The sequence below is a fragment of the Erysipelatoclostridium sp. DFI.2.3 genome, assembly GCF_019132535.1.
GTDB classification, from domain to species: Bacteria; Bacillota_I; Bacilli_A; order Erysipelotrichales; family Erysipelotrichaceae; genus Clostridium_AQ; species Clostridium_AQ innocuum.
This window is the reverse complement of the sequence record NZ_JAHOOJ010000004.1, coordinates 224,148-238,949: the sequence shown is the minus strand read 5'-3', so window position 1 is coordinate 238,949 and position 14,802 is coordinate 224,148. Positions and strand designations below refer to the sequence as shown.

Below are 14,802 nucleotides of genomic sequence, written 5' to 3'. Positions count from 1 at the left end.
AGAATGTTTTTTCACTGATTCTCTTGATTTTAACTTTAGGGGTCTTAATTTTTAGCCTTTATTTTTTCTCTCCCCCAAAGTTGACCCCCAAATTTCTGGCGAAAACCCCTAAAAAATTTGGATAGCCTATTCTTCTTATTTTACTTCAATAATCTTCATTGTGTTGGTAGCACCATTTCCTACCGGATATCCGGCAACGATAATGATGGTTTCACCAACCTTGATTCCCATTTCCTTCGCAATTGCTCTAGCAAGCTCACACTCGTTGTTCTGGTTGTTTGCGACCTCGGAAAGAACAGTCGTAACTCCCCAGTTCATAGCAAGAGAACGCTGTGTTTTTTCGTCGAAGGTAACAGCAATAACCGGTGCCTCCGGACGGAATTTTGAAATTCTTCTTGCTGTGGTACCACTCTGTGTAAACGCGATAACAGCCGCAACATCCAGTGCCATAGCCGTATCCGCTACTGAAATAGCAATCGCATCATTCTTTGTTCTCTGGCTCGTCTTGATGCTTGCCTTCAAACGGTCTCTGAACGGAATGGTCGGCTCCATCGCCTTCGCAATACGATCCATTGTCTGTACAGCCTCGATTGGATACAGACCTGCAGCAGATTCCCCACTCAGCATGATTGCATCTGTTCCATCCAGCACGGCGTTGGCAACATCACTCGCCTCTGCACGCGTCGGTCTTGGATTCCCCTGCATAGACTCCAGCATATGCGTAGCAGTAACAACAGGTTTTCCCATGGCATTTGCTGTTTTGATGATTTTCTTCTGATAGATTGGTACCAGCTCAAAGGAAACATCAACACCAAGGTCACCACGAGCTACCATGACACCATCCGCTACCTCCAGAATTTCTTCCAGATTGTCGAAGCCTTCCTGGTTTTCAATCTTCGGAATGATTTGGATATCCGGTTTTCCTTCTTCTCTTAAAATCTTACGGATTGCCAGAATATCTTCTTTTCTTCTTGTGAAGGATGCAGCGATATAATCCACGCCCATCTGGCATCCGAAACGGATATCTGCGTCATCCTTCGGAGAGATGAACGGCATACTCAGCTTCACACCAGGCAGGTTACAACCCTTCTTGCTTTTCAGCTGTCCCGGGTTCTCAATACGGCACTTCAGTTCGCCTTCCCTCTTTTCCAGAATGGTCAGACGCATTTTCCCATCATCAATCAGAATGGTTCCGCCAACTTCAACATCGTCGAAGATTTCCGGACACTGAATGTGAAATTTCTCGTGTGTTCCTAATATTTTTTCACGAACGATGGTAACCATATCGCCCTTCTCATACGTTTCCACGCCGTTCTCAAATTCTCCCAGACGTACCTCCGGTCCCTTTGTATCCAGCAGAATTGCGATATTTTTTCCTGTTTCCTTAACAACCTCACGGATATTCCTGATACGGTTCCCGTGTTCTTCAAAATCTCCGTGGGAGAAATTTAAACGGATGATGTTCATTCCGTTTTCGACGAGCTTCGTCATCATTTCCTTGCTTTCGGAAGCAGGGCCAATCGTACAAATAATCTTAGTTTTTCTGTTTGCTAACATGTTAATTTCCTTTCCTAATCACCTAATAAAAACTGCGAGAAGCAACCTTCTATACCAGTCTGTCGAATAAATTCTGCAATCTCTTGCGAGATTCTCTTGGCATATTCAACGCCTCTTCTATCGGTACCGATACAATCTGGTTGTCCTTAATGCTGACACACTGGCCTCCTACACCCTGCATCAGCAGGTCCACCGCTTTTTCTCCCATACGGGATGCCAATACTCGATCTGTCGGTGTCGGTGATCCTCCACGCTGAACGTGGCCAAGCACCGTGGCTCTACCTGAAAATCCAGTATTTAAACTTACCTTTTTGGCAAATTGGTGAACATCTGTAATTTTTTCTGAAATGACTACAATTGCATGACGTTTTTTCTTGATTAAATCAAAATCACGCAGTCTCTCCAGCACTTCACCTTCCTCGAAGCCTGTAGAGGATGTAATGACAATTTCAGCACCGCATGCAATTCCTGACCAGATCGCCAGGTCCCCGCAGCGGTTTCCCATAACTTCCACAATCGAACAGCGATGGTGTGAGCTTGATGTATCTCTCAGCTTATCGACTGCCTCTACGATTGTCGTCAGAGCTGTATCAAACCCTATCGTAAAGTCTGTACATGTGATGTCGTTATCAATGGTACCCGGCAATCCGATACAGTTGATTCCCATCTCCGTCAGTGCCAGTGCACCACGGTAAGAACCATCACCACCAATGACTACGATAGCCTCAATTCCACGTTTTTTTAACTGCTGAACTGCTTTATTACGCACTTCAATATCCTTAAATTCGGGAAGTCGGGCAGACCCTAGAATCGTTCCGCCGCGGTCGATGATTTCACCGACGCTGGCTTTTGTCAAAGGCTCAATATAGCCTTCCACCATTCCTTTGTATCCATCGTAAATACCAAAGACTTCGATTCCACTGTTGAGTGCAACCCTTGTGACGGCGCGAATTGCAGCATTCATTCCAGGTGCATCTCCACCGGAAGTAAGAACACCAATACGTTTTACCATAAAAATTCCTCCATTCACGGTTACTATGATACCATTATATTACAATTTTTACTAGCATTATTTTCGTCTTGTTTCGCCTTTTATAAATATTTCACAAGACAAGGCACGGATGCGTTCCAGCAGCCGCTCGGCCGCTACCGGCTCACTGCTTTTACTTGCTGCCGCACACAGGCGCTGCTTCAGCTCCTCCATGGAATAATTGCTCGTAAATATTGTCAGGCGCCGTTTTTCCATACGGGCATCCATCAACGGAAGCAGAATGTCATCCCGGCTCCAGGCCGTAACACTCTCACCGCCGATATCATCAAACACGACAACCTCTGCGTTGCGGATACTGCGAAGCCTTGCCTCCATGGCATCCGGCTCGTGAAACAAAAGCTTCAAATCGGAAATCAGCTTGGGGACATTGACGAACGCCACACGTTTTTCCTGCTTGGCATAATAATTGCACATGCCGGCCGCCAGCCAGCTTTTCCCGGCTCCGGGCTTTCCCCATAAGTATAGACCCTTTTGCGGATGTTCATTCATTAACAGGTCAATAACCTTCGCAACTGCTGTCTTATATTCAACAGCCTCATGTTGCAGGCTCAGGCACGTAACATCCACCAGCAGGTAATCCTCCAGCATATCCATCTGCTTATAGAAGCAGCGATGTGCATACTGCTTCTGCTGTTCCTTATAGTATGTACAATGCGATATCTGATTCATCAGCATTCCATCCAGATACAGATCGACGCGTGTCCCCTTTTCCGGCTGTCGGCAGAAATCTAATCCGTGACAGCCTTCACACTTATCCATCACAGCTGTCCAGTCTGCAAATTTCCCACTGTGCTTCCACACAAAGTCCTCGTCGCAGCCATTGCGTTTCAGCCAGGCAAGCACATGGTCGTTTTTCATCAGCCGCGCAACAAGCGCCTCTTTCTTTTTTTTCTGTTCCTCGCTCAGTGTAAATGCAAATGATAATTTCTCCATTTACTCACCTCTCAGTTTCTTCATCTTCTGCAGCAGCTCATCTTCATCAAAATCTTCCACATCCACCTTGATTTCCTCCTGATTGTGATACCAGGACGGCAGCTCTTTTTTCTGAACCGGCTTGCGGCGACTTCCCTTTTCTTCCGTCTCGCTTTGAATATGCGCCAGCGCTTTTTCACTCGTATCGATTTCCAGACGCACCCAGGTGCTTGCCACCTTTTCAACGTATGCCTTCGGAAACTGCTGATTTTTCATTTTCAGCACGTACTCAATCAATACGTTGACAACCTCCGGCTTCATTTTGAAATCGGAAATCAGCGCTTCAATCAGATACTTGTCGCTGCGGCTGACCTCCACGCCATGCTGCAGGTTCTGCAGAAAGCGAACCGGTGGAAAACGATAGGGATCTTTGTTTTCCTCGGCATGAAATTCCGACTTACAGCTGCGCACCTTTTTTTTCAGCTGTTCCACGTTAAGCGTATTGGTTTTCAAATCCATGCTCTGGGAAACCAGCTTGCGCATGGTAATCTCATCGATGCCGTGAATCGTCGCTAGCTCCCCGATGATCCGCAGATTCTTCTCATTGCGGGCAGAGGAGGGAAATACCATCTGCGGCAGACCGGTTAAAAACCGATCATAATTGAAGCTTAAAGGGATATCGTTGTGATGCAGAAGATCCTGCTGCGGCTTCAGCTTGCGGAAATCCTCCTCCTGCACATCCTGCCAGTCCTCCTTCAGAATATTCACAAAGGGAATGGTGATTTCCTGATACGCCGACTTATCCTCACAGGGCTTGGCGAAGCTCAGCTTGTTGAACTCATATACATCCTTCCCCATTTCCTTCAGGTACAGACGTCCGAACACCTCATGTCTGAGAAATTCATTGCCGTCCTTGGGCATGAACACCTGATACAGATAGCTGTTTTTCGCAGCATCATAAAAGGTTTTCACCAACAGATACTGCTCCAGCACATGCCGGCTTTTCTCCATGGCTTCCATGCTCAGCCTACTGATAGTCTGAATCAGAATATGATTGCGAATCTTCTGATTTCTCGTACCGATGCTGACCAGCGTATGATACAGTGCCGCTGCATCGCTGCCGATCAGGGGAACATACAGCATGGTAAAGGAAGCATAGCGCTCCGCTGTCATTTCGCCCTGTACCTCAATACGGCATTTATCCTCTTTTCTGTTCACACGCTCACCTCAACTGCCTCTTCATGTTCAGTATATCACAAATCTGTCTTTTCAGACTTGCCGAATCGCTGTTATTGTAAAAAACGACATCTGCACGCTTTATTTTTTCCTGCTGCGGCAGCTGATGCCGTAAGCGGCGCAGCGCTTCCTCTTTGGAAATATGGCGATACAGCTTCAGACGGGATAACAGCAGCTCCTCATCACAGGCCACTACCCAGACCTCATCAAAGGCATCCTCCCAGTGTACCTCAAAGAGCAGCGGCACCTCCACAACGACAATAGCCTCCTTTGCATGTAATGCAAGCTCTTCAAAAATACGTTTCTTTATCAGTGGATGCAAAATCCCCTCTGCCTGTCTTTTTTTCTCAGGATCACAAAAGATCAGATCACTCATCCGCTGGGGCATGATATTGCCCTCGTCATTCAGAATATCGGTTCCAAACATCTGAATCAGCGCTGTATAGCCTTCCTCCTGCTTTTGCAGCAGCTGTGCATTCACGGCATCACAATCCAGCACGGTAATGCCCTCCTCCTGCAATATCCGAATCACACTCGATTTTCCGGCTCCCATAACTCCGGTCAGTCCAATTGTTCTCATCTTCTGCGCTGGCATGTCGGACAGAAACAGGTTCCCCGTGTTGCGACGACAATCTTTTTGATCGTCGTCCCGCAAACCGGACATGCCTCTCCTTTCTTTGCATGTACCTTCAGCTTCAGCTGAAAGCGGCCATCCACACCAAGCTGGGAGGTATATGAGCGAATCGTCGTTCCTCCGGCACGTATTGCACCGTTTAGAATTCGACGGATATGATAGATCAGCTCCTCAAAGTCCTTTTTCCGCAAATGATTGATCATCGTTTCCGGATGCATATGCATGGCAAAGCAGATTTCGTCCGCATAAATATTACCAATACCGGCGATATAGCGCTGATCCAGCAGCACAGCCTTCAGCGCGGTCTTTTTCTTATGCAGCGTGTGGTACATCCACTCTGCCGTAATACGTTCATCAAAGGCATCATATCCGATATTTTTAAAGCACGGATAGGAGGAAACATCCGCACGCTTCTCATACAGATACATCTTGCCGAATTTCCTTGTATCGTGATAGCGCAGCTGCCGTCCGTCACTTAGCTGCAGAATCACATGAACATGCTTATCATAAGGCTCCTGCGGCTGCTGCACATAGAACTTCCCCTCCATCCGCATATGGCAGATCCATTCCATATCCCCCAGGTCAAAACGCATATACTTTCCATGGCGGTAATATCCCTGTATCGTCTTTCCAACGATATCCCTGCAGAAGGTGGCTGCATCCGGATAGCCTATAATATTATTCCAGAACACCTCACAGCCGGTAATCATCACATGATCCAGCTGATGCTCCAATGTTCTGACAACTGTTTCTACCTCTGGAAGCTCCGGCATATCATCACCTACTTTGCATCATACCAGGTCCTGCCGATATTCGCCTCGGCAATCAGCGGTACACGCAGCTTCATCGCATGCTGCATGCCCTCCTCGACAATGGTTCTCATCTGTTCCAGTTCCTCTTCCCAGACATCAAAAATCAATTCATCGTGAATCTGCAGAATCATACGGGATTTCACCTGTTCCTCCTGCATTTTCTTATATATATGAATCATGGCAAGCTTGATCAAATCGGCAGCACTTCCCTGAATCGGTGCATTCATAGCCGCACGCTTTCCGAATTCCCGCATCATATAATTCTTATCGCTGATTTCCTTGATATAGCGGCGGCGGTTGAACAGCGTTTTCACATAGCCATGCTCCTCGCAAAATGCTATCGTCGTATCCATAAAGCTTTTAATATTCGGATAGGATGCAAAATATTTATCAATAAAGGCATGTGCCTCCTTGCGGGTAATGCCCAACTGCTCACTCAATCCGAAATCGCTCTGTCCGTAAACAATGCCGAAGTTTACCGTTTTCGCACTCCTGCGCATATTGGCATCCACGGCATCGTGTTCCACATCGAATATCTGCATCGCCGTTTTTGTATGAATATCAATGCCATGGTTAAAGGCATCGATCATCACCTCTTCATTCGCCATATGTGCCAGCATACGCAGCTCAATCTGGGAATAATCCGCAGACAGCAGCACATGTCCCTCACTGGCGACAAACGCCTTGCGAATCTCCTTTCCCTCCTCATCCCGCACGGAAATATTCTGCAGGTTTGGTTCCGAGGAGGACAAGCGGCCGGTCTGTGTCTGAATCTGATTGAAAATCGTATGAATCTTACCATCCTTTAAAACGTGTTTGCTTAAGCCAACCGCATAGGTGGAATAGATTTTCTGATACTTGCGATGCTCCAGCAGAAGCGGAATCATCGGATGCTGAGATGCCAGCTTTTCCAGTACATCCGCTGCAGTGCTGCGCTTCTTTCCTGCCTTTAAGCCAAGCTCATCATACAGAATACCGGCGAGCTGCTTCGGAGAATTGATATTGAATTCCATACCGGCAATCTCGTATATCTTTGCACTCAGGGCATCGATTTTATCACTGGTCGCCTTTGCGATTTCATCCAGAGTGGAAAGGCTGGTAACAACCCCTTCCTTTTCCATCGCGTACAGCACATGCGTCAGCGGCATTTCAATGGTAGTAAACAGCTCCTTCATTTCCATTTCCCGTAACGCTGTATCCAGTTTGGCAACCAGATCCTGTAAATAATCGGCCTGCGCCATGGCATAGCGGGCAGCCTCGTCACTGTCCACCAGCTTTCCCTTGCCCTTTTTACCGAATACATCATCCTTTAACAGACTGCGGTCAAACTGATACTTCTCCGCCAGCTTATCGTAATCTGACAGCGTTCCATCCACCAGGAATGCCGCAATCATGACATCGAATGTAACATCCGCAAAGGGAATGTTGTTTTTATGCAGGGCGTGATAGAAGTTTTTCGCATCATATACCGCCTTGCCGTTTTCTTCTTTCAGCCATTCCAGAAATGCTGTATCCTGCAAGGCGTCTGACAGCTCTATGTACTCGGTGCGATCCTGCAGACTGATGGCAAAGCCATACAGCTGTGCATCATAATAGCTTTCATTATCCACATTGGCATACACCAGTGCCCCATCCTGTAAAAGATCAGGCGAAATCTGCTTCACAATCGTGCGGCTGCCTTCCTTTTTCACCTCTCTGGTATCCATGGTTTCCTTTACAAAGCTCTTCATTTCATATTTCACAAAGAAATCGTGCAGCTCTTCCCCCGGCTCCTTCAGCATCATATCCGCAAAGGGGAGCGGAATTTCGGCATCCACCTTGATCGTCGCTAGATACTTGGATAAAAATGCCTTTTCCTTATCCGTTTCCAGCTTTTCCTTCAGCTTGCCCTTGATTTCATCGATATGTGCATACACATTATCCACGGTTTCATATTCACTTAAAAGCTTGAGTGCCGTCTTTTCACCGATGCCCTTCACGCCCGGTATGTTATCCGCGGTATCTCCCATCAGTGCCTTCAGATCAATAATCTGTGAGGGTACGATTCCCATGCTTTCCTTCAGCTTTGCCTCATCCATGACTTCCATTTCCGTGATACCCTTTTTCATCAGATAGACATCCGTTGTCGGATCAATCAGCTGTAGCAGGTCACGGTCACTGGATAAGATATGTATTTCCACATCCGGATATTTCTTTGCCATACTTCCGATGATATCATCCGCCTCAATACCCTCGCATTCATAGCGCTTCATGCCATAGGCATCCAGAAATTCACGGGCAATCGGAAACTGTACGATCAGCTCCTGATCCAGTTCTTTTCTGGTTCCCTTATATTCGGTATACGTCTCATGCCGAAAGGTCGACTTGCCTGCATCCCATGCGACCAGCACCGCATCCGGCTCCACCATGGACAGCGCCTTGTTGATCATCGTAATAAAGCCATATACTGCATTGGTCGGCACACCATTGCTCGTTTTCATCATTCTTCCATATATTGTCGCGTAGTATGCACGAAACAGCATGGAATTTCCATCAATCAGTAAAAGTTTTTTCATTGGGGGTTCCTCCATACGTTCTTATTTTACCACAGTTTTCGCTTCTTAGAAGAAGGATGCCTGATAAATTATCCAACTCAAAAGAAAAAGGTCCGGTTATGACCTTTAGGATGCTATCGATTCCAGTGCTTTCAGGTTATCGTACATAATTGTCAGATAATCCTTGCTGGCCTTTTTATCTTCACTTGAAATGCTGGAGAGATTGTTCAAATTCACAGGTATCAGTGCCAGCTCATCAATCAGCTGATGCTGCAGCTTCTCCATATCCTCACTCAGATTCTGTTCGATTGCTATATATCGCACATGATCGCTTTTAATACGCTTTTTCATAGCTGCCAGCTGATCGCTTGTCGGAAGTGCTCCGTATTTGGACAAGGTTATCGGATATACCTTAATGCCATAGGATTTCTGCCAGTTTCCAAAGGATGGCGTCATGGAAACAAAGCTGATGTTCATCTTACCGTCCGGGATAGCCTGAAAGTCTGCCTCCAGCCGGGCCAGATCCAATTCCAGAGCATCGTAGTTCTCATCGAAAATGTCCTTATACTGCGGATACTTCTGTACCAGATAGTCACGAATATCACTCGCCATGCTGGTCATCGCTACCGGATCCATCCAAAGCATGGGGTCTGCATCATAGGTATCCAGATTGGCAAATTCCTCTCCTTCGTAATACGGGCCTTCCGTTCCTGCCGTAATGCCGTCAATCGTTGTTGAGGTATAGCGTTCAAATTTATAAATTGCACTCTTGGTCGCAAGATCCACCATATCCACTCCGGTATCCCGGATATCGTCCACATACAAATCCATATACGGCTCCAAACCACCGATATAAAACAGGGCATCGCTGTCCTTCAATATATCCTGAAAGCTGGATTTGATCTGCGCACGCTGAATCATCGTATTTTCTGTTATATTGCTCACGGTTACATCATCCCCGCCGATTCTTTCCACCAGATACTGTACAGGATATACGGTTGTGGCAATGCTTGGATTTTTCTCTTCACAGCCGCTGACAAGAAACAGCGCCAGAACAGATACAAGAAATAGTTTTATCTTCATAGATCCTGCCTCCCTTGCGTTCCATTATACCATTACATGCCCCTGTGGTACAATAGTCTTTACAGCACCTGCCATAAGGGTACCGCATACCCTTTGAGTATATCACATTTCTTTACGGACGCCTACTGTTTTTCTCGCTGCCGAAGCGCTGCCTGAGCCAGTCTTTCTCATCAATCCAGCCTCTGCCGTACTTTATGATATTCCTTCGACCGCGGTATAAATCGAAGGATTCATTCAGGATCGGATCATAAGCTACCGGATGCAGCCTGCGATAATGAAAAAACTGCAGCTGTGTCAGGGGAAGCGAGCGCCAGGACAGGAAAATCTGCAGAATCAGAAAGATCAGTACGATGACAGCACTCACTCCCTGCAGCAAATGAAAGTAAAAAACAGCTGTGATGGAAATAAGGGAGCAAATAAGGGTTGCATATTCCGCTGTACGAAAGCGTAAAAAGCAGTGAAAAAAAGTCTGCATAAGCCGTCCTCCGTCCAGCGGATAGATCGGCAGCAGATTAAACAGCAGAATGGAAGCATTGATCGTATGCAGATAGGATGCAAAGGACGGTGACAGGATCCCCTTTGCCACACAGAATTGAAACAGGGATGGAAACAGAACATGCATCAGCGGACCTGCGGAAATAATGAGAATTTCCTTCACCAAAGAGCCGTGACCGATATGCGTTATGGTTGCCGCCAGTCCGAAGGGGTATATATTGATTCGTTCAATCGGGTAATGAAAGAGAATGGCACATAACATATGTGCCATCTCATGAATGGTAAGCATGATAAAGATCCATCCGATCAGACGGGCTACAGGCAGATACGGCAGCATCAGCAGATACGGCAGCCAAAGCAGAGATATCCGTATCCGCAGCTTATGAAAATGCATCGCTCACCTTGATTTTCTCATTATCCTTCAATGCGTTGATGGTTACATAGCTGTCAGCCGTCCCCAGAACAGCCTCCTTGAGAATGCGGTCATCCTGCTTTACCTTGACCTCATTGAGATTTCCATAGGTTACCACTGCACCATTGTCCTGCTTTACGGTGACGCTGCTTTTTTTATCCGCCTGCTTCTGCACATGAAGCACGACACCGGCATATCCGCTGCGTGCCTGATTGGTACCGTTGGAATAATGATCGTCCTTCAGCAGTGTATACACCGGTGATGTGGAAACCGGTTCCTCCTTCAGTGAAAACCAGTTTTCAAAGGGCAGCCAGCTTCCCAGATCCTCCAGATGGAACTGCTGTATCACGGCAGGCATTTTTACCAGATTCAGCTTCTGATTGAGCAGCAGAGCCAGTACGACAACACAGATGCACATCATGAGCATGACCGCATGATAGATCATACGAAACAGGATGAACGGACGCTGCTTCTGTTCCTGCGCCCCTGCTCCGTCAAATCTTCGGCCTCTGATTCGTTTTCTAACTCTTCTTAAATCGTCCATATCATCCCTCCTGCTAACACTATATGCGCACGCTGCTGGAAATAGAAGTGCCGCAGCCGCTTTCCAGTCTGTGCTTTTGCACGTGCTGTATAGCGAAATGGAACTGGTATGAGGAATGCTGAGATTATTCAGGCAGAAAATCAGGAACACAGAGGCATAAACCGCAAATGTCGTTGGCCGCACCTTCCCGAATCTATCTTTCCCACAAGATAAAAAAGCCTGCCAGTGCAACTGACAGGTCTATGGTTATATGTATATTGCGTACCCTTATTTCTGTAATGCCGGCAGGCACTTCACCGCTTACTTTTTATACGTCCGGCTCCACAGCATTATCGTACAGCCTGCGGTCCGTTTTCTGCTCATAAACCTCGATAGCGGTTTTAATGGCGATCGCTGCAGGTACACTCACCATGATCCCAACAGCTCCCATGATGACACCCCCTGCGAACACAGCGAATAAGGTAATCAGCGGCCCCATGGCACTGCGCTTTTCATGAACCAGAGGCGAGATGACATAGGCATCCACATTGGATAAGATCATGATACCGATAATCAAAGCCACGATGTTACTCGGCGGCAGTGTCAGTGCTGTGATAATACCGATGCTGTTGGCAATCGTACCACCCAGGTAGGGAATGATGACACCAAACGATGTCAGCAGGCCGATAATCAGCCAGTCCTGATGTCCGATCATAAAATAAAAGGCAGAGTATTCAATAAATTTAATCAACATCAGAATAATCAGGGATTTCAGATATACAGTGACATTCTGATCGATTTCATGCAGATATATATCACTGTTTTTGAAAAACAGGTGAACAAATTTCCGCAGACCGCGCTTGATGCGCTCAAAGTCAAACAGCATATAGATTGCAATGATGATAGAGAACAGAACGTTCGTAACGACATTCAAAACCGTATTCATCAGTCCCGGCAGACTGGATACCAGCTGCGGAACCCAGTCATCATAGGATTGCAGGATATTGACAATATTATTGGTGATGCTGTTTACCAGTGAGAAATCCTTCATATTTCCGAGAGTCTTGATCTTATTGGAAATCCAGACAACACCGTCAATCATGCTGGTCATAAATTCATTGATTTTATCATACAGTACCGGCATCAGCATAACAAGCATCACGATTAGAAACACCAGTACGCACACCCATATGGCAATGATGGAAAAATTCTTCGGTATCCCCTTCTTTTCCAGAAATTCCACAAGAGGATGCATCACATATGCAAGGACAAAGCCGATGATAAACGGCTGCAGAATGGATCGCAGCATCCGGTACCAGCTTCCCCATACAACCTGTGTCTTAATCAGCAGGAACAGAATCAGTAACACGCAGATCACCTTGCACAGGGTATAAATAGAAAACCTCTGATCTATTTTTTTCAGAAATCTTTTTAACATAACACCACCATACTTTCACTTTTCTATTCTACCATGCCGAAGGAAAAAAAACCAGCGAAGCAAGCTTGAACAAATTCTGACGGGATATTGCCTGCCGTGCATTGTGACATATGATGATGTTTCTGCCGAAACTGCTTTGCCATCCAGCGATGCGTATACCGGATATCCTCAGCTTCAGAATTCCTTGCAGAATGCATAAGGCTTCTGACTCACCTTGCAATGCAAGTCAGAAGCCTCTATAAGCCTCAGCAGACAACCGTTCATCCAAACAGCTTCTGCAAAAATTTCCTTTCACGATATTTCGGCAGCGGACAGCGCTGTCCCAGCATACGGCGGACAATGCTGTCAAAGCAGCTGTAGGTCTGCGTTTCCCGCTGCAATACGATCGGCTTGCCATGATTGTTGGAGCGCATCATATTCTCATCATCGAATACGTAGCCGAGAAAATCGATGGACAGCCACTGCTTCGCCTCCTCCAGCGAAACGCTGATACCCCGATCCATATGATGTACGTTCATGCGGTTGACGATAAAGGAAATATGCTCCATTCCCTCCTTCATCAGAATACCGATGATACGGTCTGCATCCTGCAATGCCGTCACATCAAGTGTCGTTACGACAATTGCTCTGCTCACACAGGCAATCGAATGTATAAAGCCGCTTTCGATTCCTGCCGGTGTATCCAGCAGTATGTAATCAAACTGGTTTTTCAGCTCCTCTACGACGATTTTTAAATCCTCACCGTGGAAATACTGTATATGTATCGTTTTGCATGCCGGAAGCAGGTACAGATTATCCTGACGCTTATCACGAATCATCGCATTTGCCAGGGTACAGCGCCCCTCCATCACATCCTTTAAATCATAGATTACACGGTTTTCCAACCCCAGCATAACATCCAGGTTTTTCAAGCCCAAATCCACATCGATCAGACAAACCCTGTAGCCCTTCTGCGCCAGGACCATGCCCATATTGATACAGACGCTGCTTTTTCCAACGCCGCCTTTTCCGGAAGTAATTGCTATTGCCTCTCCCACATTCTCTCCTCCTTATATTCCTTCATTTCCAAATGTCTGTTCTCATAATAGACTTTGCAGGGCGCAAAGGATGTCATATTTTGGAAATGAGTATCACATATCCGCACATTTCCATCGATATGCGAAGCCGCCAGCACGCAATCCTCATGCAGTAAATCCACACTGCCCTGCACACTGCCCAGTACATACAGCGATTCACTGCTTGTCACGAAGGCCTGCTTACGGATATTGCCCAGCAAAAGCAGCGGCTCATGAAAGCGGTAGTGCTCTCCACCCCGCAGCTCCTGTTCCAGAATGCGCCTTGACTTTTCCTGCGGCAGCTCATTGATGCCGGCAATCAGGGTGTGACAATCTGCACAAAGCTGAAACAGCTCCTGCAGATGCTGCGGCTTCAAGCCTTCGATATGAAAAAAAGCCTCAAAATACTGTCCGTTCTTATTCTGACAGAATTTGAGTCTTTCCTTCAGCTGCTGGAAAAACGCAGATGCATCATCATACTGCGCATAAATGTGATAGGTATCGTTTATTCCTTTGATTTTAATCTGAACCATTCGACCTTCTCCCCTTTTCGTATACGGAGTGCTTTCATTTCCAGATAGTCGTCCTTGATACGAATGAGGAATACAATAACCATGACAAGAATCGCATTAGCGAGCAAGGTCATTAGCTCATAACGCTCCGCCCACAGCATCAGCGACATACTGGTAATTCTTTGAAAGTTCATATAGCAGTATATCAGAAGATCCTTGACGAAAATTGTCACAATACAGAGAACCAGCGATTCAATCAGCGTCTCCGTCATATGCTTGCTCCACAGCTGCAGCAGACACGCTATGACGGTATAAATAATCGCATAGAGCAGAAACGTGTTCGCAAAACAGAAATCGTAAATCATACCGCAGCCAAAAGCGAACAGGCAGGAATCCAGAAAACTGAATTTACGAATTGTCAGCACCATGGCACAGAAGCCAAGATTCGGTATGAACAGCAGATCGTTAATCAGATAGCTGTTGGGAAAAATCACGGTAAGTATTTCATCGATCAGAAAGCAGATGATGACAAAGACGATATGCGCCAT

General features: G+C 46.5%; 14 protein-coding genes. All 14 read right to left on the bottom strand.

The features are described from left to right. Positions 1-135: 135 nt before the first annotated feature. Positions 136-1,557: a pyruvate kinase gene (pyk, locus tag KSZ58_RS06390; RefSeq protein WP_002608652.1), complete on the bottom strand. Its 1,422-nt coding sequence runs from the start codon at positions 1,555-1,557 to the stop codon at positions 136-138. A 49-nt stretch (positions 1,558-1,606) separates the two neighbouring features. Beyond that, positions 1,607-2,569, bottom strand: coding sequence for a 6-phosphofructokinase (gene pfkA, locus KSZ58_RS06385; RefSeq protein ID WP_002608651.1), 963 nt, complete (start codon positions 2,567-2,569; stop codon positions 1,607-1,609). A gap of 57 nt (positions 2,570-2,626) precedes the next feature. Further along, positions 2,627-3,541: an AFG1/ZapE family ATPase gene (gene zapE, locus KSZ58_RS06380; protein WP_002608650.1), complete on the bottom strand. Its 915-nt coding sequence runs from the start codon at positions 3,539-3,541 to the stop codon at positions 2,627-2,629. Further along, positions 3,542-4,738, bottom strand: coding sequence for a DnaD domain protein (locus KSZ58_RS06375; protein ID WP_008819408.1), 1,197 nt, complete (start codon positions 4,736-4,738; stop codon positions 3,542-3,544). 4 nt (positions 4,739-4,742) lie between these two features. Further along, a complete protein-coding gene (gene coaE, locus KSZ58_RS06370; protein WP_008819409.1) occupies positions 4,743-5,336 on the bottom strand; it encodes a dephospho-CoA kinase in 594 nt (197 codons plus the stop codon). Beyond that, positions 5,333-6,163 carry a DNA-formamidopyrimidine glycosylase gene (gene mutM / locus KSZ58_RS06365; RefSeq protein WP_217752640.1) on the bottom strand — a complete coding sequence of 277 codons (831 nt, stop codon included), beginning with the start codon at positions 6,161-6,163 and terminating at the stop codon, positions 5,333-5,335. The genes coaE and mutM overlap by 4 nt, the downstream gene beginning before the upstream one ends. Before the next feature lie 8 nt (positions 6,164-6,171). Next, complete coding sequence (gene polA, locus KSZ58_RS06360) at positions 6,172-8,757, bottom strand: DNA polymerase I (RefSeq protein WP_217752639.1); 2,586 nt, start codon at positions 8,755-8,757, stop codon at positions 6,172-6,174. 105 nt (positions 8,758-8,862) lie between these two features. Next, positions 8,863-9,819: a metal ABC transporter solute-binding protein, Zn/Mn family gene (locus tag KSZ58_RS06355; protein ID WP_217752638.1), complete on the bottom strand. Its 957-nt coding sequence runs from the start codon at positions 9,817-9,819 to the stop codon at positions 8,863-8,865. Positions 9,820-9,931: 112 nt separating this feature from the next. Next, on the bottom strand, positions 9,932-10,708 hold the full coding sequence (locus tag KSZ58_RS06350) for a site-2 protease family protein (RefSeq protein WP_008819412.1): 777 nt from the start codon (positions 10,706-10,708) through the stop codon (positions 9,932-9,934). After that, positions 10,695-11,270, bottom strand: a complete 576-nt coding sequence (locus KSZ58_RS06345) for a peptidoglycan DD-metalloendopeptidase family protein (protein WP_002608643.1) — start codon at positions 11,268-11,270, stop codon at positions 10,695-10,697. The genes KSZ58_RS06350 and KSZ58_RS06345 overlap by 14 nt, the downstream gene beginning before the upstream one ends. 307 nt (positions 11,271-11,577) lie before the next feature. Beyond that, the gene (locus KSZ58_RS06340) at positions 11,578-12,687 is read right to left on the bottom strand and encodes an AI-2E family transporter (protein ID WP_002608642.1); all 1,110 of its coding nucleotides are present in this window, start codon (positions 12,685-12,687) and stop codon (positions 11,578-11,580) included. Between the two features lie 260 nt (positions 12,688-12,947). Continuing rightward, complete coding sequence (minD, locus tag KSZ58_RS06335; RefSeq protein ID WP_002608641.1) at positions 12,948-13,724, bottom strand: septum site-determining protein MinD; 777 nt, start codon at positions 13,722-13,724, stop codon at positions 12,948-12,950. Next, positions 13,709-14,275, bottom strand: coding sequence for a hypothetical protein (locus KSZ58_RS06330; RefSeq protein WP_002608640.1), 567 nt, complete (start codon positions 14,273-14,275; stop codon positions 13,709-13,711). The genes minD and KSZ58_RS06330 overlap by 16 nt, the downstream gene beginning before the upstream one ends. After that, positions 14,248-14,802: a hypothetical protein gene (locus KSZ58_RS06325; protein ID WP_002608639.1), complete on the bottom strand. Its 555-nt coding sequence runs from the start codon at positions 14,800-14,802 to the stop codon at positions 14,248-14,250. The genes KSZ58_RS06330 and KSZ58_RS06325 overlap by 28 nt, the downstream gene beginning before the upstream one ends.